This window comes from Proteus genomosp. 4 str. ATCC 51469, from assembly GCF_003144375.1.
Taxonomy (GTDB): domain Bacteria; phylum Pseudomonadota; class Gammaproteobacteria; order Enterobacterales; family Enterobacteriaceae; genus Proteus.
Window position 1 is genome coordinate 1 of the sequence record NZ_PENV01000024.1, and the last position, 22,900, is coordinate 22,900.

A 22,900-nucleotide genomic window follows, 5' to 3' on the forward strand; every position below is an offset into this window, starting at 1 on the left:
GTCGAAGTCGTTATTGACGGTAAGGTTCACTCCAAACAAGCTCAAACAGTGAATAAAACCTTCAATATGCGAGGCGCAACATTAAATGAGTTTCGTTGGGAAATATTCTCAGGCTATGTCGATTATAAAAAACGGATTAAAAATAGAGACAATGGATATAGAACATCAAACTCTGATAATACTTGGCTAGTGGGTGGTGCAGGAACAGTTACTTTAGGGGTATTCTCAGGATTAAATTTACAAGCCTCAACCTATGCATTTGATGATTTAAGCGTACTTGAAACCAATGCTAATTTACAATTAAGTGAAAATATATCAACTAGTTGGCAATCACTTTTTGCTAACGATGGTAGTGATCGCAATATAATTACCGCATCTTATTCATTGCCCAAGGGTTTTGGCTCACTTTGGGTAAATAAAGAGAAAGGGAATATCAAAGATGATTTCCCTATATATGACTCTGATAATTACTCTTTTGGTACTACCCTCAATTTGACTCAATTTTGGGAATATGCCGGATCATTTACCTATTCCTATACCAAAGATTTACGCGATAAAAACAAATCGAATAACTTTGAATATTCCACCACACTCTATAACGGACGTTACGGTAGCATGAGTTTGCGTACCGGTGTTCAACGTTATCACTACGATAACCAAAGTAGCACTAACGAAAAATACATCACACTGGATTTCTCACTACCACTCGCAACATGGCTTAGTGCCGGCGTTTCTTCTAGTAATGGTAATGTGCGTGGCGAGTTATCTGCATCGAAAAGCTTTGAAGATTCGGCTATTCGTAACGCAGGTTTATCGGTATCAACCTTATTACACGATAAAGACGGTACTGACAGTGATTTCTCTGTCAGTGGTTACGGCTCTTTTGATACCAAATACAGTACTGGTACGCTAACCATGAGTCGCCCTAATAATGATCGTTTAAATACTACGTTAACCGCTAGAGGTTCATTGGCATATAGTGATATGAATTTCTCTGCCAGTGGTAAACAAGAAACATCAGGGGTAATTGTTAAAACAGGCATTGATGGTGAAGGGCAAATTGCCGCCAACGTCAATGGCCAACGCTTTGTTTTATCCGGTAGCAATAACTTTATTCCGCTTTCTCCTTACGCGGAATATAAGGTCGAATTACTCAATGATAAAAACAGTGAAGATAGCTTTGATATCGCCTCAGGTCGAGTGAAAAACGTAGTGCTTTATCCAGGCAACGTTGCAGTACATCAACCTGAATTAAAACAAATGGTTACCGTATTTGGTCGAATGAAATCGCCTGATGGCACACTGTTAGCTAGTGCGCAAGTTCGTAACCATATCGGTCGCACTCAAACCGACCACCAAGGCCAATTTGCAATGGATGTTGATAAACGCTACCCAGTCATTTCATTACAACAAGATGATAAACAAATTTGTGAAGCTGAATTAGATCTTTCATCTGCACGTGGTGTGTTATGGGTAGGTGATGTGATTTGTGATCCGCAGACTACGTTGGCGGTTCGAAATTAAGATCTTTTTAAATTAGGTTCCTAATATTATGAGCAATTTTAAAAAATTAGGTTTTATTTTTATATTATTATTTTCTGTTAATTCATTCGCTGACAAAAATGAATTCTTTTTTGTCGAAAATAATATTGATAATGAATATTTTATTACTACGTCAAAATTAAGTCCTCGCTTCACTGGCTCAAATGAATTTGCAAAATTTGTAGAGAAACACGCTAGCCTAGGCTATATGGGAATGGGCACATGGAAAGTGGGGAAAAATTATTATGGTGATATTTGGTTAGAAAATTCTCCCATTAAAGAACCTTTTACGGGTAATCGTTGCCGAAGGGATATGTCTGGTTGCCCAGATACTGCATTAAATGCAGCGGAGTATATCCTAGCCGATGGTGCTTATCACATCCCAGCGTTCAATAATGATGGGCAGTCAAATAATGTAAGAGGGATTTTCTCTAACAGTTCATATTTATTTTTTAACAAAATGGCAGTGAATACTCAAACAACTTTAGATTACCGTTTTTGTTCAACAGATAAATTTTATGATCCATCAAGAGGTCAACGTTGTGTCGATGTTGAACCTAAAAATGAAGAAACGACCATTTACGATTTAACAAAAGTTGGACATTTAAAATTAATCTCTACAAATGCATTGCAAGAAATTTTTGTTGATAGTAATGGTAATGCCGTATTAGGTTTAGGCTCCAATTTTTGTTCTGTAACAACAATATCAAATACATCAGGAATAAGTTGTCGATTAGTGGAGTCTGAATTAAAAGGCTCATTAATCAGTACAATTCGTATTAGCTTAAATATAGATCCAATGCTAGGTTTTACCCCTAAAAGTGCCACAATTAAAATAAAGGGAAGCAACTTTACCAAGTGGTATAATTACGATGATAGAACTTATGCTACAAATCTTCTGTCTGCTGGAGAAAATGGAATTGATGTCTTTTTTTCACAAACATTTTTAAAAGAACTCATTACTCGTAAAATTGATTTATCTAAAAGCCAACAATTATTTACTTTTGGTTTTGATAACAAAACCGTTGCACCACAATCTGGCTATTATGAATTTACGCCTTCTAATACAATAATTATAAAACCTCGCGATTACGGCATTAGTATTGTCTCTAAAGAACTAGTGAGCAATCCTCATAGAGAAGGAAAAGTGGGCGATAAAGAGCCACCGCTAACCTTTGACTATATCGTTACCACCAGTGCATTTCGCCAAGCAAATAAAATTACAGCCGCAGTTGAAGGCCCTCAAATTACATTAAAAGGTCAGCCTTACTGCTTATTTAGCTCTAAAGATAAAAAAATTAATGTACCCTTTTCAGCTTATCTGACTTATACCGATGAAAGTGGTTCAAAAGTTAAAACCCGCACAGCTTGCGATAATGTACCTATATCCATAAAAGAAGCCTTATGGACACAAACCACATGGCCTTATCCTTATCAATTAGAGGGTTATTTCTATCGTACCGATTTGCAATTAACCTTTCCGATGAATGAAGGAACATCTCTTTTCTCAATGGAAGGGGAAGACTGGATTGGCGTGGTAGAAGCCAGCGGTTATGTCAATGTATTTGCTGAATGGTCTGGCACAGATATTTACTAACAGTCAAGTTGGTTAATCAACGGGTATGAATTTAGTGTTTATACCCGTTTTGCTTTTGAACCTACATAATGTAATCTGGATTAACGGTATTATAGTGTGGTTTATTACTGATTATTAAAAAGCGAATTAAAGAGATAGAATGAAAAAAATATTAAAATTTATCAGTACATTAGTGCTCTCAGCACTAACATTTTCAACCCATGCTCTTTATGTAGGTTCTGAAGTTTTTACTCTTGAATCTGATAAAACCTTTTTCTCTCGCACTTATCTTAATAATACAGACAGAACGAATCTTTATAAAATTCATGTCTATAAAATCGAAAAACCGGGAGGCAAAGAAAAAGATGAAAAACAACTCCCTATCGATGATGGTGAAATACTTTACACACCGTTGCAAAAAGTATTATTACCTAATGAACATGAGTTTTTTAAATTATTTTATAAAGGTGCCAAAGACGATAAAGAGCGTTATTACCGAATTATTATTGAAGAAACTCCTGTTAACTTAGTACCTTATCAAGAAAACAGTAAACAGCCTTTAGTCGTTCCGACTGTTGGATTAAACACCGTGATGGTTATTCGTCCTCGTGAAATGAAATTCACTTATGATCATAATAATGTTGCTGGCACCATCAGAAACACAGGCAATACTTATTTCCGTTTACTGCTAAATGATAAGTGCGATTCTGACGAAGAAAATGCCAAGATATTACAGCTATTACCCGGTGAAAGTTACCAACATCCTTGGCTAAAGAAAGAGCATAAACAGTTTATCATCGCTTTTGATCGTTACATTGGGTTAGATAATAATTGCGCTACAAACTAACATAAATGCTGATTAAAAAAATAAAGGTAGCCTAATAAGCTACCTTTTTTATTATAAAATAAGTGATCCTACCTATTTCATAACCTTTCCTGTTATTTCCTCTCATTTGAAAGAAAATGTAACTTTGTTAAATATATAATTTTTGTAAATACATAATTAATTAAATTAATTTATATTTTGTCATATTTATCATTTTTAACTTTTGAGCAATAATCATAAAAAGATAACAATAACAACATAAGTTATTGATAATTAATTATTTTACATTATTAACGATAAAGTTATTTTTATTACATTTTATTCCTATTTTTTTATGACGTTTTTAATAAACTATTTTTCAAATTTATTCGATAATTTATCTAATGATTCATCTTTTTTAGATGCTCATAATTTTATTTATAAATTCATGAAAAAAACTTTTTAGCCGATATTGCTATTAACGTCGATAATTTTTTAGGAATAAACCATGAAAAAATACCACGTCTTACTAAGCCTATTACTGACAGCGTTTACCACAACTGCAACTTACGCAAACAACAGTGCTTCTATACAAACTGTTGCAAATTGGCATGCTACAGCAGTAAAAAAACCACAAAGTGAATTAGGTGTTACCCCTTTAAATGCCCTACATTTTGAAGTAACAGAAAATAACCGCTTTAATACACAAAATGGGACTTTTGATATCACTGTTAAAGATGCCGAAGGGGCAACAGACTTTAAATTAACTTCGAAAATTATTAGTAATGAACTTAAAAATGCGACTGATAATTCTGTATTAACAGTGAAAGCAGACTGGAACGGTAAAACATTATCAAATAATCAAGAAACCGTTATTCTCGATAATCAAAAAGGTATTCATCATGGGCTGGTGGCTGAGAATAAAGAATCAGAGAAAAGCGAGTTAAAAAGTCTTCAAAGTGCTTTTTTATTTAATGTTATCAATGGTTCTCAAACTGTTGCATCATTACCAGAAGGTTTATGGGAAGGCGCTTTGCGTATTGAATTTACCAGTAAGTGGTCAGGCGATTTTGTAACTCTCGCTGCAAGATAATTCAATCGATGTATCTTAAAAGAAAAAATGCGAAAGAGCGCCGGTATGGCGCTTCTTTATTATTCCATAGGATCTAAATCAAACCTTCGGTTTATAGCTATCTTTATCAAGATCGTGCTTTTTCATCCGTAAATACAGCTTCTTACGAGGAATACCTAAATAATCCGCCACATCACTAACACGACCTGCAAATAAATATAATGCATCCTCAATTAATCGGCGCTCATATTCATCAACTAAGTTGTCCAAAGGGCCTTCTGGTGGAATAATAGCTCTATGTTGTTCACTATCCACCATCTTCACAATACCTACCGCATACAATTCAGCCACATTTCGTAACTCTCGAATATTACCCGGCCAATCATAACGTTTTAAAATATCAAGATAATTACGATCAATCTTCGGTACCGCAATACCAAGTCGCTGCGCACTTTGTCTCAAAAACGCTCTAAATAGCGGAATAATATCAGGGCGTCTCGCACTTAGCGGAGGCAATGAAAAAGTGATTTGTGAAAAATAGTAATAAAATTCAGGGATTAACCGCCCTTCTGTTACCAATTGCTGTGTATTATTTTCTAAAATTGCAATCGTTCTAAAATGGCGCTTTCCTTGGCGTTCCATATCTAACAAATAAGAACTTAACCAGCGTTGTGCTTCTGAGGATAAATCATAAGGAGAACGCAAAATCAGCGTTCCTACTTCATCCGCTTCAATTTGAGCAATAACCTGTTTAATATCAGATAAATTCTGGCAATCCACAGTTTGGATCGCTTTATCGCTGTGCGGGCTTAACTCATGTAAGAGTTGAGCAAGAAGGTGACGCCCTGTTCCCATCTCGCCTTCTATCATTAAGTCTTTATCGATATCGGCAATTTGTTGTACTTGCTCCCTAATCGCAGTGATTTGTGCGCTATCACCCACTAATCGCTCTTGAGTTGTGCTGATTACCGCATTTCTAAGGGCAAGAATAGACTGTCGTTCTTTATGTGCTTTTGCCACCAACTCTAAGAATAATGGCGGATTAATTGGCTTTTCAATAAAGTCATAAGCGCCTTTTTTTACTGCCTCAACAGCCAGCGGTATATCGCCATGCCCAGTGATCATAATAACTGGGATACGAGGATCAATGTGTTTAATACGTTCAAGCACTTCCATACCATTCATTGCTGGCATATAGATATCGAGCACAACAGCACCCTGCCACTCTGGTGTTAAAAGGCTAAGTGCTTTTTCAGGCGAATCAGTTACTCTGGCAACCATACCCGCGAGGTTAAGCAAATGACGATAAGATTCAAGTATATCTTCGTCATCATCAATTAATAGAACATCAATATCAGGCATGAGTGATTGTGTCATCAGTAAACTCCAAAACAACCATAGCGCCACCGTTTAACGCTGAGGCCAAATAAATTTCATAACCAAACCGTTGCATAATAGAACGGCAAATGGATAACCCTAACCCAAGCCCCACATCTTTTGTTGTGGTAAACGGGGTAAATAGTTTTGGTAAAACAGCTGAATTAAACCCTTTTCCACTATCCGAGATCCCCACTAATTTCCTTTTAGGATCAGCAGATAAGAGATCGATAGTGATCTGACTTTCACCAATACCCGCAATGGCGTCCATCGCATTAACAAATAGATTAACCAAAACTTGCTCGATTTGAGTCGGGTCAGCACAAATGGTTAATTCATCAGGAATATTATTCGTAATGATGCACTGCTCTCGCTTAGAACGAGACTCCACCAGCACCATTGCGCTATCTACCAACTCTTTTAATGGTGCCGAAACAAAGCTAATTTCAGACGAAGATTTACGCGAGAAATTACGTAATGCTGTAATGATTCGATTCATTCGCGCGCAAAGCTTTTCAATACGCTCTATAGAATCAGGCAATTGATCGTATTTTTCCATCTGCATGGTCAGTTTTGCGCTATACAAATAGGTATTGATTGCAGAAAGAGGCTGATTAAGTTCATGCGCAAGACTTGTCATTGCTTGCCCGACAACCGCCATTTTAGCCGCTTGTACTAACTCTTCTTGTGTTTGAATTAAGTGTTTTTGTGCTTGTTCACGACGCAACATCTCTTCATTTAATTGCTGGTTTTTATCCTGCAAATCTTGTGTTTTTAATGCCACCAGCCGTTGAAGCTCTAATCGGCTTAACTCTTGGCGCGTAATATCTGTGATAGTCACAATATATTTATGCTCATCTTTATGCGGATATTCACGAATATTAAATTGTAAGAAATGAGGCTCACCTACTTTTACCATGCGAATAGTACATTCACTCTGCCCTAAACGGTAAAGCTGACTGCTTGAGCTAAATTGCGCTTTAAGCATTGTGCTCGCCTCACCACTAAATAGTAACCAAAGCGGTTTATTACTTTGCTCTTTTCCTGTTCCTAATAACGTTGCCGCACTTGGATTGACGGTTTCCATTCTGCCATCGTGGTGGCAGGTAATTAAACTCGCATCGGTATTATTGATAAGATTTAACGCATTGCTGGCTTCAACTTCTTTCATTTGACGCCAAAATCGGCGAAGCCGCCGACTTAATAGACCAATTTCATCTTGCCCTTCAATCAGTACAGGCTCCGTTAAATTACCTTTGGCAACATGCGCTAAGTCATCACTGAGTTTATTCAATCTTGCGATAAGTCTTCTATCAATTAAGATTTTCATCACAATAATACTGAGTAATAAAGAAGCGACAATGATCGCTACAATAACAATTTTCCCTGTTGCCATCAGTTTACGGGTATTGCCATTGAGTTTATTTAACACTTCACTGGTCGCCAACACATTACCACTTACGGCATTATCAAACTGAGATAACTTTTCATTTAATTCAGGGGTTAATGCTTTAAGCTTTTTTTCGTTTTCTACATCATCAATCAGTGTTTGATAAATATCACCATCATAACGAGTGATAGAAATAATCTCTTGTAATACCTGTCTGTGAGCAATGGTTGATGGATAGCTTTTTAGTTTCTGATTTAACGAAATAATTTCATCAATTTTGACACTGATATAGTGAAAAGCGACATCAATATCACGGCTATAACGTTGATGAGCAATTTCTTCAACTAAACCAATTAATTCATTCTCAGTGGTAAATAATTCTTGTAATAACGTTGATTCTAATAACAGTTGTAAGCTATTTTCCTGCACATTTTTTTCATTGAGCATTTGGCTGACATGCCACTCAATTTCATTAAGTAGCGGTTTAATATCTTCACCAACAGCATCATGCATCCAAGCCAATTGTCCCAATAATTGAGCAAGGCGATTCTCTAATTCACGTCGTTTATCGAGTAATACATCTTGTTGATTAATGAGCTCTGATAATTCATCGACAAGTTGAGTATAAAAATCACGTTGCGGTGTTTGTTCAATAGGGAATTCACGTAAATTATCTAATAACTGATGAATTTCCTGCTGTTGTTGCTCTGAAACTGATTTTCTCTGTGTCTGCTCTCGCTCTTTTAATAGCATTTGTAAATTGGTGCTATAACGCTCCATATTATAGCTGGTGGTTAACATCGGTAGAGACTCTCCCACTGACGCATTAATTTGTGTTGCCAGTTTTCCCCACATAAAAAAGATAACCACACCAATCAATAAGGTGAGTAAAGAACTAAAGATAAACGCCATATACAGGCGTCTACCTAGTTTGCCAAATTGTTTAGGCACTAATAATTTCATCCGTAATACCTTTCATAAAAACAGCGCTTCCTGCTGTATATCTGAACCACAAGGCGGTTAGGGTGATTTTGTTTCTTTCAATAAAACCAGTGCTTGTTCAAGCCTTTCAGCTTCTAATGTACGCCATTGATACAGCACAGCTAACGCTTGATCAGAGTATTCTCGCTGATCGGCTTCCTTCATAAATAACGCTTGTAATGTCGGTGAATTAGCCTCTTTTTCACTAATAAGCACTGAACTTGCTATTTTTCGTGCTTTACTGATCGCAGAAATGCGTTCTGGAGTTTTATTTTCCTGTCTTTCTGCTTCATGGATATCATTCCAAACTTGGCGCATTAAAGGAAAATTATGCGTGATCATTTGATCAAATAACACATTCACCACTTCACTACGACGATAAGCCTCATTACTGTTTAAAATAAATTCTGTGTTATTAGCAAGTTCATCGTTATTACCTAAGATCTCTTTGCTTAATGGGATCTTTGCCATATCACTCTTATAGATGATCTCTTGTCCTTCATCCGATAAAAGAAAGGCAATAAATTTGGCCGCGGTGTCTCTTTTACTGCTTTCCGCCACAATGGCGACATAAGCTGGCAAAATAATCGATTTATCAAAATAGCTAAACTCAACAAAATCAAAGCGTTTTTGATGGTTAAAAGCGTAGTTATCAATAATTGGCCCTGCACCAACAATACCTCTGGCGATAGCATCACTAACACGTGAACTACGTGCAGAAATGGAAGAAAGATTACCACTGGTTTCTAGTAAGATCTGCCATCCTCGCTCCCAGCCATACTCTTGCAGCACATTTTCCACCATCAATTGCATCGTGCCAGAGTTCGCTGGTGTGGTCATGGTTAAGTGCCCTTGATAAATCGGATCACTTAAATCAATCCAGCTTTTCGGTGCAGGAAGCCCCAACTTTTGCAAGTATTGTGTATTGCTCATAATACCAATACCGGAATAACCAACTGTGGTTATTTTATCGTTTAAGATATCACTATGGCGAGTTAACCATTTTGGCGTTTCATAATTGACTGGTAACCGCGCCAGTAGCCCTTCTCTATCTAGATGATGAAAAAAGTTAGCCGAGGACGACATCACTATATCAACAGGCTGTGTGGGATATTGTTTCATCATACGTGTTGCTATTGCGACACGACGATAAACCACTTGCACTTTGGTATCAGGATAACGTGCGCTAAAAGCTTCTGTGAGTGGTCTCATTGGTGTATCTGAAAGCGTCGTCAATATAACAAGTGGCTGCTCATCACTACGTACCGGAGTGATAAACAGCCAACTAAACAATAAACAGACGAGGCTAAGTGTTATTTTTATTCTCATGACGTACCCCTGGTTTTGTTTTGAATAAACATAAAAATGTGTCGAACTTCAAACTTCTGATATTTAGCAATATTTATTATTTTGGGCTAATGAGTCCTTAATGACCCATTTACAACAATGATACGACGATATCTTCACTCATTTTTAAACCAACACCTAATAGCGATGTTACAAATTTGACTCACCGATTCAGCAGAATGTGTCATCGATGACTCAAATTCCGTGTTTTGCGCCAAGATGACCTAAATGAATAGCATCAGCTCTGAAAACCAAAATCAGCTTCAGACATGAATAATATTCGGAGTCATCTCTATGCTAAGTTTCTTTAAAACCAGAAAGGATCTGCCGCTAATAGAAGCGTCAAGTGAAAAGATCCGCGCAATATATAAAAAGCACCAATGGCAGGTCTTCTTTGGTCTTGTTCTTGGTTATGCCATGTTCTATGTGGTTCGTATGGCACTCGGTGTGGTGAAAAAACCTATGCTGGATGCAGGTATTGTAACCACCGCTGAACTCGGTTTAATGGGTTCTGCGTTCTTCTTTACCTACGCATTTGGTAAGTTCTCTAACGGCTTCTTGTCAGATTATGCCAACATTGGACGCTTTATGTCCATCTCGTTGATTGCCTCATCCTTTGTTTGTATCTTCATGGGAATGTCAACGGCGAGCCTGTTCTTTATCCTGTTATGGGGTATTAACGGTTGGTTCCAATCTGTTGGTTCAGCGCCTTCTTGTGTCTCTATCTTCCAGTGGTTCTCACCAAAACAGCGCGGTACGGTTTATTCCATCTGGGGTGGCTCGCGTAATATCGGTGAAGCAATTACCTGGATCTTGACTGCAACCATAGTGAGCTTCTTCGGCTGGCGTGCAGGTTTTATCGGTGCAGGTATCGCAGGTATTGCTGCGGGTATCATCTTACTGATGGTCTTAAAAGACCGTCCTCGTACTTATGGCTTACCTGATCCAGCAACTGCGTATGGCGAAGAGTCAGAAGCCGTTAAATCAAGTGATCCTAAAGAAACTCGTCGCGCTCAGTTATTCGTATTAAAACAACCAACAGTGTGGATCATCGCAGCGGCTTGTGCGGCTATGTATATCTCTCGCTACGCAATTAGTTCATGGGCCGTTCTTTACCTACAAGGCTCAAAAGGTTACTCACTGATTGATGCGGGTTTCGCAATGTCAACTTACCCAATCGCTGGTTTCTTCGGCGCAATCTTAGCGGGTATGGCTTCTGACAAACTGTTTAACGCTAACCGTCATATTCCAACACTGATTTATGGTATCGCCAACATCGCTGGTTTTGCACTGATGTTCTGGGGTCCACAAAGCCGTGTTATGGATGCTGTTGCATTAAGTATGATTGGTTTTGCAATGGGTGGTCTGGTTGTGTTCTTAGCAGGTTTAACCGCTTGTGACCTGATGCCGAAAAACGCAGTAGGTGCAGTAAAAGGCTTTATCGGACTGTTCGCTTACATTGCAGCATCAGCTCAAGAACTGATTTCGGCATCACTGATCAAAGTGACTCAAGTGGGCGATATCACTAACTACGACTTCACCACAGTACAGTATTTCTGGATAGGTTCTGCCATCGTTTCCATGATTTTAGCGACGCTAGTCTGGAATGCGAAAAAAGTTACCATGGATTAATGAATTAATTAAGTTGTCATCAAGGGATACCTTTGGGTATCCCTCTTTAAAAAGAGAATGTCATTATGCGTAAGACAAAAATTGTTGCGACTCTTGGCCCGGCTAGCTGCTCAGAACAGATGATTGAAAAGCTGATTATGGCAGGTGCTAACGTATTCCGTTTAAACTTTTCACATGGCACTCGCGAACAGCATCAGGCCACTGCCGCAACTATCCGTCAGGTCGCAGAAAAACATCGTGTATTTATCGGGATCTTAGCTGACCTGCAAGGCCCGAAAATTCGTATCGCTAACTTTAAAAATGATTCAATTCAATTAAAACAAGGCGATAGCTTTATTCTAAATGCAGATTTAGACAGCACATTAGGCGACGAGCAACAAGTTGGATTGGATTACCCACAACTTGTTCAGGAAGTCACACCAGGGAATATTCTGTTACTTGATGATGGTAATATTCAATTACAAGTCAGTGCCGTAAATAATAATAAAATAGAGACTGTCGTTACTGTTGGTGGAAAATTATCTAACCGTAAAGGAATTAACTTACTCGGTGGTGGTTTATCTGCACCTGCATTAACAGAGAAAGACAAACAAGACATACACACAGCAGCCGCTATTCAAGCAGATTACATTGCCGTTTCATTCCCTCGTAATGGTGCGGATATTGAATATGCCCGTGATTTAGTAATAGCAGCAGGAAGTCACGCCAAAATCGTTGCTAAAGTTGAGCGCGCAGAAGTGGTTTCTTGTGAAGAAAATATGGATGACATTATTAAAGCATCCGATGTCATTATGGTAGCACGAGGTGATCTCGCCGTTGAAATCGGTGATGCCAGCTTACCAGGCGCACAAAAACAACTAATTGCACGTTGTCGCGCATTAGGTTGCCCTGTCATTACTGCAACTCAAATGATGGAATCAATGATTGAAAGTCCAATGCCAACCCGTGCCGAAGTAATGGATATCGCGAATGCCGTTGGTGATGGCACTGATGCTGTAATGCTTTCCGCTGAAACTGCGGCAGGAAAATACCCAGTCGAGGCGGTTAGTGCAATGGCGCGTGTTGCTGAAGGAGCCGAACGCTCTTTTGCAGCTAATGCTGAAAACCCATGGCAATCACCGTCTTACTATTCACAAACTGGTCGTTGGATTGCTCTGGCTGCTGCGACAACCGCCTTCCATGATGACAAGCATTTAAGTGTTGCCGCATTAACAGAAAACGGTAAATCAGTGACCTTATTGTCACGCTTTATGCCAAACAATAACGTATATGCATTAACAGATAATCCAGCACTTGCGGGTCAGCTCACCGTATTACGCGGTGTAACACCTGTTGCTTATCAACGTCATAACAATAGTGATTGTGATGAAAGCATCATGCAAAAACTGCAAGCAGAAGGATTATTAACAGACATGAATTCACTCTTGATCACTCGTTTATCAACCTTTGAAAAAACGGGTGAAAGCGATTGTTGTCATCTTGTTCCTGTAAAACAAGTTGAAGCAGCAACTGCTTGAGTGTCTTCCATCAAGGGGCTTATGAGAGAGGCAACCTGAAGTAAATAACAAGAAAAAGAGCACACCAAATCATTTTAGCCACAAGGATTGTGGCTATTTTTCTTTTTTATTCATCGCAAGGATAGGCATCTTGTAATGCGGCAATATAAACTAGCTCTATTGATGTATCTTTATATTTTTGCTTAGCAATAGGATATTTATCAAGATAAGCATCAATATGCTTTACCATAAAATCGCCATTTTGTATGACTTTTTTGGGTGGACAATAAAGTGGCTTAAAATCATTACCTTCATTATGCAATCTTACTGACACTGCATAAAAATTAAATCCATTCGCAATACCGTTCAGGTAAGCTTGTGTCACCGATTCTAGTTGTTTATTAGAAGGATTATCTAAAGCTAATAATCGTTTTACCTCAAGATAACCGCTTAATGTTACTGCCTGTGAATACAGTGGGAATAGCAATAACATTCCTATTAACCCTTTTAATAATATTCCTTTTTTCATGCTAACTTTCTCTTTAGTTCAATAGATATTGATTTCATTCTAGTCGTTTTATTACCCTAAGAATATGAGCAACGAATATATAACATTGAAGATCTTTTAGAGGATCACATTGTGCAAATCAAACTCATCAATTTGTGATCACAAACGCATTTAGGATGGTTTCTAAACTAATTAGTCGTTTTATACTTTACAAAGTAAATAAAACGGTGCATAAATATCAAACACAGACGATTTTATATAAAAAAAACATCTTTTAGTTTTGTTTCTAAACAAATGGAGTAGTAACGTGACACCGAACGTACCCAATACATTACGGCAAATGAATGCCTCGCTTGTATTAAATGTCATTCGTCATCAAGGTCCTTTGTCACGGGCTCAGATAGCCAAAATTAGCGGGATTACAAAAGCGACGGTGTCTGAAATTATTAACGATCTCCTTGAAGAAAAAATCGTTTATGAAAGTGGTGTCAGTTCGCCAGCAGGACAAGGCAGAAAAGGTATTTTAGTTAACTTCGATCCTCAACACAGTTTAGGTGTCAGCATTGATTTAGGCGGAACCAAAATCGCCTATGCGGTTTTTAACTTAGATGCCGAATTGTTGTATGAATATCAAGAGCCTACCTTTGATACTGACGATCGTAAGCACTTTATTACGCAATTTGCACAAAGTATTGAAAATGTGATCGAAAAAAGCGGCGTAGACCGTCAAAAGATCAATGTTATCGGTGTCGCCACACCAGGGATCATCGATATCAAAAATGGTGTTGTACTAGAAGGCTCCCCTAACTTACCTCAATGGGATAATTTGCCTTTAGCACAACAGCTTACAGAAAAACTCAATGTACCCGTTGTACTCGAAAATGATATTCGTGCAGCACTTGTGGGTGAAATGTGGAAAGGTCGATGCCGTCATACACACAGTTGTGCATTGATTGGCATCGGCACAGGATTAGGCTCCGCCTTGCTGATGGATGGAAAAGTTATCCGCGGTGCAAACAATGCGGCTGGTGAAATCGGCTATATGATGTTTGCTCGTGACCATCTCTTTCGAAACTGGCGTAACAAAGGATGCTTTGAAAGTTTCTGCTCTGGCTCAGGTTTAAGTGAGCGAATGGCAAACTTACGAGGGGAGAATCTTAGTGCTATTGAGATTATTCAAGCCTCACAACAAGGCGATCCGCTTGCTCAATCCTTAGTTGAGGAAATGGCTGATTATCTTGCCATCGGCATTATGAATTTAGTCGCCATTGCAAATCTGGAAAAAGTGGTATTAACAGGCGGGATCACTCGCTCTGCTGACACCTTTTTACCGCGTGTTCAGGCAAATCTAGATAGACATTTATTTGCTAACACCAAAGTGAATATCGAGCTGTCTGAATTATGGGAAAAAGGCCCGCTTTATGGCATTGCCATTCTTGCCTTGGCTACGGTTTATCCATCAATTCAATTTATGCCCGAGATCCAACTGAGATAACCCTAATAAAAAAGTACCTAAACGAGATGGGAGCAACTCATGGCAGGAATACATCTTCACCCACATGATATTTTAGACGAAGGCATGTCCGCTATACTTCAACGCCTTGATGGCATGAAGCATGTCGAGCATTTATTTGTCGAAATTAATACCATTTTTGAACGTAACCCTTACCCTGTTGGTGATTTACCTCATAACCCTATTCATAATGTGGTTATGGGAACAGGTACACTACACATCAACACTCATACTGATTTTCCACGTCTGAGCCAACGTGTTGATCCAACCATTTTAGCGGGTGCTGATCCGCTAATGACGATAAAAAAAGCCACTGATGGCGGAAAGTATAAAGTCATTCCATGGGCTAATATTCTTAATGGCGATTTCACAGGGGATGTAGAAAACAATCAGGTTGTGGATTTTCAAGGTCGTCCGCAAGCACATTGGCTCTGTCCTAACGCCCCTGGTGTCGCTCAATTGTGGCAAAAGACATTCACAGCATTAAAACAAAACTACGGTTATGACACCTTTTTAATTGACAGAATTCGTTTCCCTGATTGGGCAGGTAAAGAAGTGAATCCAGCAGGATTATTTACCTGTTTTTGCCCTCACTGTGAAAAAAAAATGGTACAGCAAGGTTTACCTGTTAATGAAATCAAACAGCGTCTGGCGGCTTTAGCTGATTCATTGAAACAAGGGGATTTCGAAACACCTGTTAGCGCATTAAAAGAAGAACCTTTGTTAAAAGCATGGCAAGTATTTCGCCAACAAAGTGTGACTCAATTAGTTGAAAAATTACTGTCTGATGCCAAACAAACTGCGGGTGGTATTACGTTATGGCTTGACTTATGGCCACCAGCTTATAGTTGGATCTTAGGTCAAAATTATCATGAATTAACCCGTTATTCTTCAACACTCAAACATTTCCCTTATCATAAATTAGGGGGAGGTGCAGATGTTCAAGGGTTAATTAATCATTTTGCCCATGATAAAGAAAGCCAAGAGCGTGCATTTACTGCGTTCAAACGCTTATTTGAATTACCTTATGATATTTCATACGAAACCTTTAAACAGCAAGGTTTTCCTATTCACTTTGTTGCAGAACAAAATAATAAAGTTCGCCAGCTTTCACAGCCAAATACCTTTATTTATAGCGGTATTCAAATGTGGAATTTACCTGCCTCTCAATTAATTGAAGCTGTTATTGCAGCAGAAGAAAGTGCTTGTGATGACTTACTTTATTATTGCTATGGATGGGCTACTCAAGAATTATTTGATGCCATTGGCGAACACAATACACCTAACAATAACGCCTATAACAACACGATTAAAGAATAATACACCGCGGAAAATCAGGATAAAATTATGGCTAAACAACAAAAATGGAAAGTCTTTTTCCTTCTGTTTGTCACGATGTTTTTACTCGGTGGCATTCAAAATACAAAAGGACTTATTCTCGAACAAGTTCAACATGATATTTCATTAAATATGAGCCAAGTTGGCTCATTAATTACCTTTTTCCAAATCGGTTTTTTAATTGCCAGTTTATTAACAGGCTATTTTACCGATAAGAAAGGGTTAAAAGTCATGATGTTTATTGGCTCACTGATGATGGCTGTTGGCTTAACAGGAACTAGCCTTGCTTTTAATGTGATGCTATTTTTTGGCTTTTATCTGGTTATTGGATTAGGTATTGGCTCAATGCTTGTCTCTATCGTGACCGTTATTCCGACTTTCTATAAAGAGAAAGCTGGCATGATGTTTAACGTCTCCAATGCAATGTTTGGCGTAGGGATGATTGTCACTCCACTAATTTTACAATATCTATTTTCACACTCTATTTCATGGCGTACTTTTTATGTGGGTGTTGCCGTTATTGTTGCGGTCATTATTCTCGTATTGAGTACATTAAAAATAGAAAACAGCGCACAAGTTGATATGAAATTCAGTGACTTTTTAGAGTTACTGACACAAAAATCGCTATTATTAGTTATCTTATTTATTACGCTGTATGTTGCTGCTGAAGCCGCTTTCTTAAACTTCTTCCCTATCTTCTATACCTCTATGGATATTGGAAATATGAGTAGCGCACAAAAAGCAGAAACCGCCGCTTATGTGATTTCTAGTTTTGCTTTCTTATTTACTATTGGTCGTTTTATTGGTGGCTTTATTAACCTTGCATTGGGTGATCGCAAAACGCTTATTTTATTTTCATTATTTTCTCTGATAGCCATTATTGTAAGCCGTATCTTTGTGCAAGATGTTGTTTATCTGTTTATGGTATTTGGTTTTGCATTATCAGTGCTGTTTCCAACAGCCGCCGCCGTTGCCACAAAATTAACCAGCAAAAGTGGCTCAGTGATGGGATTGATTTATGTTGCTTCTGGATTGGGTGGTGCGTTAGCAGGTTCATTAATTGGTCAGGTTTCAGAAAGCTATAATGTTTCTGTTGGCTTTAACCTCATTATCGTATTCGTCGCCCTCTTCTTTATCATTTCTCTGTTTATTAGAGAACAAAAACAATAACAACGACGTATTATGCCTCTGAAATTTTCCCCCTCTCTATGAGGGGGTTTTTATTTCTATCACCCTATCTTCGCAATCTATATTCTCTTTTATTCTGTTGATTTTTTCACCATCGCCCTAATAATAGTATTTATATTCACTGTTAAAATAGGAGAATATGATGGCAAGTGGATGGGCTAATGATAGTGCTGTTCAAGAGCAAATAGATGCCACTATTGATGATGCAATTGCAAGAGCTCGCAATCAAATGGCACAAGGTGAAAGTGCAGAGTTTTGTGATGAATGTGGTGAGCCAATCTCTCCAGCTCGGCAAAAAGCCGTTCCTGGTGTACGTTATTGTTTAAACTGCCAAGACGCTATTGATAAAAAGAATAATGCCTTTAGTGGGTATAATCGCCGTGGTAGTAAAGATAGCCAACTCAGATAATCTGCAATTGTTATCATATAAAATAAAAACTGTACCTTAATACGAGTTTTCTCGATTAAAGTACAGTTTGTTTTATTTAATCAAACAATGATTTAATTAGATTTTCGCAGCCTTTTTTGAGCTCATATTTTGACTCATTTCGGTTAAAATCTTCATGAAATTGTCAATATGTGCACGTTCAGTATTTGGATTCATAAATACCGCTTTTTCACCTGGAAGATAAACGTAACGGTTATTTTTCGCATATTTCGAGCAAGCAATAGAATCTACCCAGTTAGTAAATAATCCTTCTCTACCACGTTGTAAGAAAAGTTTTCTATGCCACTGTGTGTTATGAACCATAAAGTCATATGCTTCTTTATCTGTAGAGCACGTTAACTCTAAATCAAAAGCAACATTAGGATCTTTCACTAGGTTTGGATCATACAGTTTAAAACCAACACTTGGGCCTTGGTTTTGCGGTACGATCACTTTCGCATTACCCATCTCTAACAACTGATGGCGCATGTAGTTCGCGTTTTGTAAACAGTGGGCAATAATGGTTTGGTAACCTTCAATCCCCATATAGTGCATTGCAGAATAAGCACCAAAGATACCCACACCACTACGTGTACATTCAATAGTAGATTGTAAGTGAGTCTGCCCTTCTAATTCATGCTCAAAATAGGTGAAGTTTTCTGGATCGTTTTCCAGTGCCACGAAGTCATTGCCATTTTTCACCAATACTAAACTTGAGGTATAAGGTACATAGCCCCATTTATGGAAGTCGATCGTAATGGAGTCGGCATATTTCAGATGTTTAAATTTCTCAACGTTCTGACGTAAGCCTTCTAAGGTAACATCATTAATTGCCAGTGGATTACTGCTGAAATCATATTCTAAGAAGAAGATAATAGGCCAGCCCACAGCGGCATCAACGTGAACATGAGGCTTAACAGGGATCTCGAACTCTTCACATAAGCGATCACGTAACTCACAAACCCCTTTCACATCATCCACACCAAAGGTGTCTGTTGTTCCTGTGGTTAACATGATAGTTGGTACTTTGCATTTAACAGTAAAGCACGCTCTTAGCTCACGCTCTAAGTGTTCTAAATTAATGGTGTTATCTTCAGATACTTTAATACGGATAGTTTTGTTATCAACATCAACCCCCAACAGTGCAAGGTTAGTCATGTTTGAATAGTGACCGCCTTGGGAGTTAATGATGCGATAATCTTGATCTGCTGCCATACCTAAATGTTTAGAATTAGGCATAGATTTGCGTAATCCAAAGAGATAACCATATAAGTTACACATGGTGCCACCTTGAGTGAATACACCTGAGGCAACTTCAGGATCGTAACCAACCAATTTAGCGACTTTTTTTATCGTCACTTTTTCTAACGCATCAGCAACACCAGAATATTCGCAATACACCATGTTAGGATTGCCCATTAACCCTAAGATTGAACCATAAACACCTGGATCACTTGGCATTGCAATCACGTTTTCAACAGCTAATGGATTTTCCCAGTTTTTACACAGTGTTGAAACTAACATGAGTAGCTCATTAGGATCGTTTTCTGGGTAATTAATATGTTGCTGGATTTGCGTATCCGCCATTAAACGTTCAAATATTTGTGGCCCATTAGAATAACGCTGTAATTGGTCATTATCATTAGTTGTGGTTTTTCTAAACTGTGTAATCGATTGGATTGTTTTATCCTGAAATATCGGCCAATACTTCGGATCTCGGCTGAAAAAGTGAGCAATAACGTCGTGGTATTTCTTCTCAAATTCCGCGTTTAGAATGTTAGCAGAAGATAGACCTAATAAATCTTGATTTTTCACTATATTCTCCAAATAGAAACCGACAATAATTTAATTTAATTGCATAGCAATACTATACATTTTCTAATTAAATTAGTTAGTGTTCTATGCGATAGCATCTATCCCATAAAACATAACAGGTTTAATAATATTTATTATTAATATCAACAAATTAAGTTGATACGGAAAGTTAAATTTACAGACGCAAATTTTTCATTAATATGCTTATGTGACTGAGATCACAATGAAAATAGGACTATAAATAGAAACAATCACCAACAATACTATTAACTATTTGAAATATAATCAAAATACAATAATAACTAGCTAACCATATGATATCATTAGACTCTCAGTTTAATTAATTGTATTAATCTGTTATTTCCGCAATTAGTACAGCTAAAATTACATTAAGTTTAGTTACTACCAATAAAATCAAACTAAAACACTGCTATATTTTCAACAATTAGCAAATTAATTCTAATTTTAACTATTATTAGGTACAAAATATGGGTTAGGGTTAAAATAGAGGGTAGTCACTAATGAAAATATAAAAAAGAAAATAATCACAGACAATAATCCTGTAAATAACAAAAATATTGGTTAAAAACAAAAGATAGTCACCCTGCTAAATAATCAGAATATTTACTCTACATCTTTTGCTTTTTTTGCCGATACTTAAAGTAATAAAGTAGGTAATTAACGGAGAAGACAATATGAAAGCACATATCACTGTTGCTGCTGTATTCGTATTATTATCCGCAAGTGTCTATGCTGAAGAATTTACCTGCCAACTTGAAAATGGTAAGTATGTCAGTGTATTTGCCGAACATGGGAATCCCCCTGTGTATCGCTATGGCACACTTGCTAAAACAGAGATCACACTACCAGTTCCTCAGCAACCTAATAATAATGTCTTTTATGGGCATCAGATGTTTGTTGCTGGAGCATCGACTTATATTCGATTTAAGAATGGAAATTACAGCTACGTTGTTTATGACGGTGAAGGTAGAGGATGGAACTTTAACGGCGTGATTGTTTATAAAGACAATAACATTATTAGTAAAAAAGAGTGCAAAGATCCGTTAACCCCTAGCCTGAATAATCTAAAAAACTACGCGATTAAAATGGACCCTTATTTAGAAACGTATATTTATGCTCCATAGTTTTTAACTTTATTAATTAGACATAAAAAAACCCAATTTTTAAATTGGGTTTTTATTATTTAAATTGACGCTCTAATAATTAATATATTAAGCGCTCCCCTATAACTAATAGCTATATTAAAGAGAATAAATTAAATAATGATTTTAAGGCGTTGAGTTATCTAAATTTCAAAAAGGGCATCGCCGTGATAAGCGTTAAAATCCCATTTTCGCATAATAGTAATGACTTGCTGTATTACACATTTTGAACCAATATCAAACTCATGTTCAATAGCGCAAGGTATTGCAATACCTGATTTTTTACATTTTATCGTAAAAGAAAAACCTTCTTCTTTTTCTAATATTTTCTGTAAATGATGCTTAATAAATTTTATAAATATAGTTCTAAGTTCATTTAAAGTAATTGGTGGGTTATTACGATTATCATTAAGTCGTTCGACTGCAAAATGGAATGATATTTTTAATTTAGCCCTATCTTCTTAAAGAATTTCATTAATATTTGCAACTAACTGATTTATTTCTTGCTCTGTTATCATATATAGGCAGCCGTGATCTCAGCGAGTTTCTTATTCAATTCTTCATCACTTGTTGCGGTAATCGTACCTACAAATTCCGTATGAGATAAAGTTCCTGTACGTACATCAAACTCATAATTATTAAATGAATCAACCACAACAAATACTTTTGTTATCGGGTTAAAAAAAGATGCACAATTTTGGGCTATGCACATATCAAAGTTCATATTACCCTCCTACTTTGCTATAAAAATGTAGGAATAGAGATCTTCAATCTCATTACCTATGTTATATAGGCTACAAAATACACTATTGATAGTCAAGAAAATAGATAGTGGCAAGCCAAAAAAATAACAACTAACCTATTGATATTAAGTATTTTATTTAAAACTTCTATTTATATTTTTGAGTAAATAGACATAAAAAAACCCAATTTTTAAATTGGGTTTTTATTATTTTTAAGCAACGAAATGTATTGATTAGTCTTCTAATAACAGAACAGATTCTAATGCAATTTCAATCATTTCATTAAAGGTAGTTTGACGCTCTTCTGCAGTGGTCTGTGTACCTTTTTTGATGTGGTCAGATACAGTACAGATAGTCAGTGCTTTTGCGCCGTATTCAGCTGCAACACCGTAGATACCTGCTGCTTCCATTTCAACACCTAGGATGCCGTATTTTTCCATTACATCAAACATTTCTGGATCTGGAGAGTAGAACAGATCAGCAGAGAAAATATTACCAACGCGAACTTTAATATCTTTCGCTTTGGCTGCATCAACAGCATTTTGAACTAATTGGTAATCAGCGATAGCGGCAAAGTCTTGGTCTTTGAAACGTAGACGGTTAACTTTAGAGTCAGTACATGCGCCCATACCGATAACAACATCACGCAGTTCAACATCTGGTAATACTGCACCACATGAACCAACACGGATGATAACTTTCACGCCGAAATCTGTAATTAATTCTTTTGCGTAAATTGAGCAGGAAGGAATACCCATACCGTGGCCCATTACAGAAACTTTACGGCCTTTATACGTACCTGTAAAACCTAACATACCACGAACATTGTTTACCTGACGCACGTCTTGTAAAAAAGTTTCAGCGATGTATTTAGCACGAAGCGGGTCGCCCGGCATTAAAACGACATCAGCAAAATCGCCCATTTCTGCGTTAATATGAGGGGTAGCCATAATTCTTCCTTTTAATTGATCTTTTTACTATTCAAAT

General features: G+C 37.4%; 18 protein-coding genes. 11 read left to right on the top strand and 7 right to left on the bottom strand.

Features of this window, described 5'->3' with window-relative positions; genetic code table 11:
• The 4 genes from DK866_RS18090 to DK866_RS18105 all read left to right on the top strand — a co-directional run.
• Positions 1 to 1,524 (top strand): CS1-pili formation C-terminal domain-containing protein (locus DK866_RS18090; RefSeq protein WP_208624196.1); only part of this gene is annotated, 1,524 nt, incomplete at its 5' end.
• Positions 1,525 to 1,552: 28 nt separating this feature from the next.
• Complete coding sequence (locus tag DK866_RS18095) at positions 1,553 to 3,139, top strand: fimbrial protein (RefSeq protein ID WP_109410033.1); 1,587 nt, start codon at positions 1,553 to 1,555, stop codon at positions 3,137 to 3,139.
• A 139-nt stretch (positions 3,140 to 3,278) separates the two neighbouring features.
• Entirely contained in the window at positions 3,279 to 3,965 is a 687-nt protein-coding gene (locus DK866_RS18100) for a fimbrial protein (protein ID WP_208624197.1), read from the top strand.
• 466 nt (positions 3,966 to 4,431) lie between these two features.
• Complete coding sequence (locus DK866_RS18105; protein ID WP_109410034.1) at positions 4,432 to 5,016, top strand: common pilus major fimbrillin subunit EcpA; 585 nt, start codon at positions 4,432 to 4,434, stop codon at positions 5,014 to 5,016.
• A 78-nt stretch (positions 5,017 to 5,094) separates the two neighbouring features.
• Here the strand turns inward: DK866_RS18105 and DK866_RS18110 are convergent, their stop codons facing one another.
• The 3 genes from DK866_RS18110 to DK866_RS18120 are packed head-to-tail and all read right to left on the bottom strand — an operon-like array spanning position 5,095 to position 10,072.
• On the bottom strand, positions 5,095 to 6,372 hold the full coding sequence (locus DK866_RS18110; protein WP_109410035.1) for a sigma-54-dependent transcriptional regulator: 1,278 nt from the start codon (positions 6,370 to 6,372) through the stop codon (positions 5,095 to 5,097).
• Positions 6,350 to 8,725 carry an ATP-binding protein gene (locus DK866_RS18115; protein WP_109410036.1) on the bottom strand — a complete coding sequence of 792 codons (2,376 nt, stop codon included), beginning with the start codon at positions 8,723 to 8,725 and terminating at the stop codon, positions 6,350 to 6,352. The genes DK866_RS18110 and DK866_RS18115 overlap by 23 nt, the downstream gene beginning before the upstream one ends.
• Positions 8,726 to 8,782: 57 nt before the next feature.
• The gene (locus tag DK866_RS18120; RefSeq protein ID WP_109410037.1) at positions 8,783 to 10,072 is read right to left on the bottom strand and encodes an ABC transporter substrate-binding protein; all 1,290 of its coding nucleotides are present in this window, start codon (positions 10,070 to 10,072) and stop codon (positions 8,783 to 8,785) included.
• A 312-nt stretch (positions 10,073 to 10,384) separates the two neighbouring features.
• Here DK866_RS18120 and DK866_RS18125 point away from each other — a divergent pair, with 312 nt between their 5' ends.
• Together DK866_RS18125 and pyk are read left to right on the top strand one after the other, a co-directional pair.
• Positions 10,385 to 11,722, top strand: coding sequence for an MFS transporter (locus DK866_RS18125; RefSeq protein WP_109410038.1), 1,338 nt, complete (start codon positions 10,385 to 10,387; stop codon positions 11,720 to 11,722).
• A gap of 65 nt (positions 11,723 to 11,787) precedes the next feature.
• Positions 11,788 to 13,239, top strand: coding sequence for a pyruvate kinase (gene pyk / locus DK866_RS18130; RefSeq protein WP_109410039.1), 1,452 nt, complete (start codon positions 11,788 to 11,790; stop codon positions 13,237 to 13,239).
• A gap of 106 nt (positions 13,240 to 13,345) precedes the next feature.
• Here the strand turns inward: pyk and DK866_RS18135 are convergent, their stop codons facing one another.
• Positions 13,346 to 13,747, bottom strand: coding sequence for a hypothetical protein (locus tag DK866_RS18135; protein WP_109410040.1), 402 nt, complete (start codon positions 13,745 to 13,747; stop codon positions 13,346 to 13,348).
• 286 nt (positions 13,748 to 14,033) lie between these two features.
• Here DK866_RS18135 and DK866_RS18140 point away from each other — a divergent pair, with 286 nt between their 5' ends.
• From DK866_RS18140 to DK866_RS18155, 4 genes are all read left to right on the top strand, one after another.
• On the top strand, positions 14,034 to 15,221 hold the full coding sequence (locus DK866_RS18140; RefSeq protein WP_227336065.1) for an ROK family transcriptional regulator: 1,188 nt from the start codon (positions 14,034 to 14,036) through the stop codon (positions 15,219 to 15,221).
• A gap of 39 nt (positions 15,222 to 15,260) precedes the next feature.
• A complete protein-coding gene (locus DK866_RS18145; RefSeq protein ID WP_109410041.1) occupies positions 15,261 to 16,559 on the top strand; it encodes a hypothetical protein in 1,299 nt (432 codons plus the stop codon).
• 27 nt (positions 16,560 to 16,586) lie between these two features.
• Complete coding sequence (locus DK866_RS18150) at positions 16,587 to 17,747, top strand: MFS transporter (protein WP_072064354.1); 1,161 nt, start codon at positions 16,587 to 16,589, stop codon at positions 17,745 to 17,747.
• 160 nt (positions 17,748 to 17,907) lie between these two features.
• The gene (locus DK866_RS18155; protein ID WP_109410042.1) at positions 17,908 to 18,174 is read left to right on the top strand and encodes a DksA/TraR family C4-type zinc finger protein; all 267 of its coding nucleotides are present in this window, start codon (positions 17,908 to 17,910) and stop codon (positions 18,172 to 18,174) included.
• A 96-nt stretch (positions 18,175 to 18,270) separates the two neighbouring features.
• On the opposite strand, the gene DK866_RS18160 is transcribed toward DK866_RS18155, so the two are convergent.
• Positions 18,271 to 20,007 (bottom strand): pyridoxal phosphate-dependent decarboxylase family protein, encoded by a 1,737-nt coding sequence (locus DK866_RS18160; protein ID WP_109410043.1) that lies wholly within the window; start codon positions 20,005 to 20,007, stop codon positions 18,271 to 18,273.
• 695 nt (positions 20,008 to 20,702) lie between these two features.
• Between DK866_RS18160 and DK866_RS18165 the strand changes: the two genes are divergently transcribed.
• Positions 20,703 to 21,152 carry a hypothetical protein gene (locus DK866_RS18165; RefSeq protein WP_109410044.1) on the top strand — a complete coding sequence of 150 codons (450 nt, stop codon included), beginning with the start codon at positions 20,703 to 20,705 and terminating at the stop codon, positions 21,150 to 21,152.
• A gap of 532 nt (positions 21,153 to 21,684) precedes the next feature.
• Here DK866_RS18165 and DK866_RS18175 read toward each other — a convergent pair.
• On the bottom strand, positions 21,685 to 21,894 hold the full coding sequence (locus DK866_RS18175) for a hypothetical protein (protein ID WP_109410045.1): 210 nt from the start codon (positions 21,892 to 21,894) through the stop codon (positions 21,685 to 21,687).
• A gap of 252 nt (positions 21,895 to 22,146) precedes the next feature.
• Positions 22,147 to 22,863: a purine-nucleoside phosphorylase gene (gene deoD / locus DK866_RS18180; RefSeq protein ID WP_036934279.1), complete on the bottom strand. Its 717-nt coding sequence runs from the start codon at positions 22,861 to 22,863 to the stop codon at positions 22,147 to 22,149.
• Positions 22,864 to 22,900 lie beyond the last annotated feature (37 nt).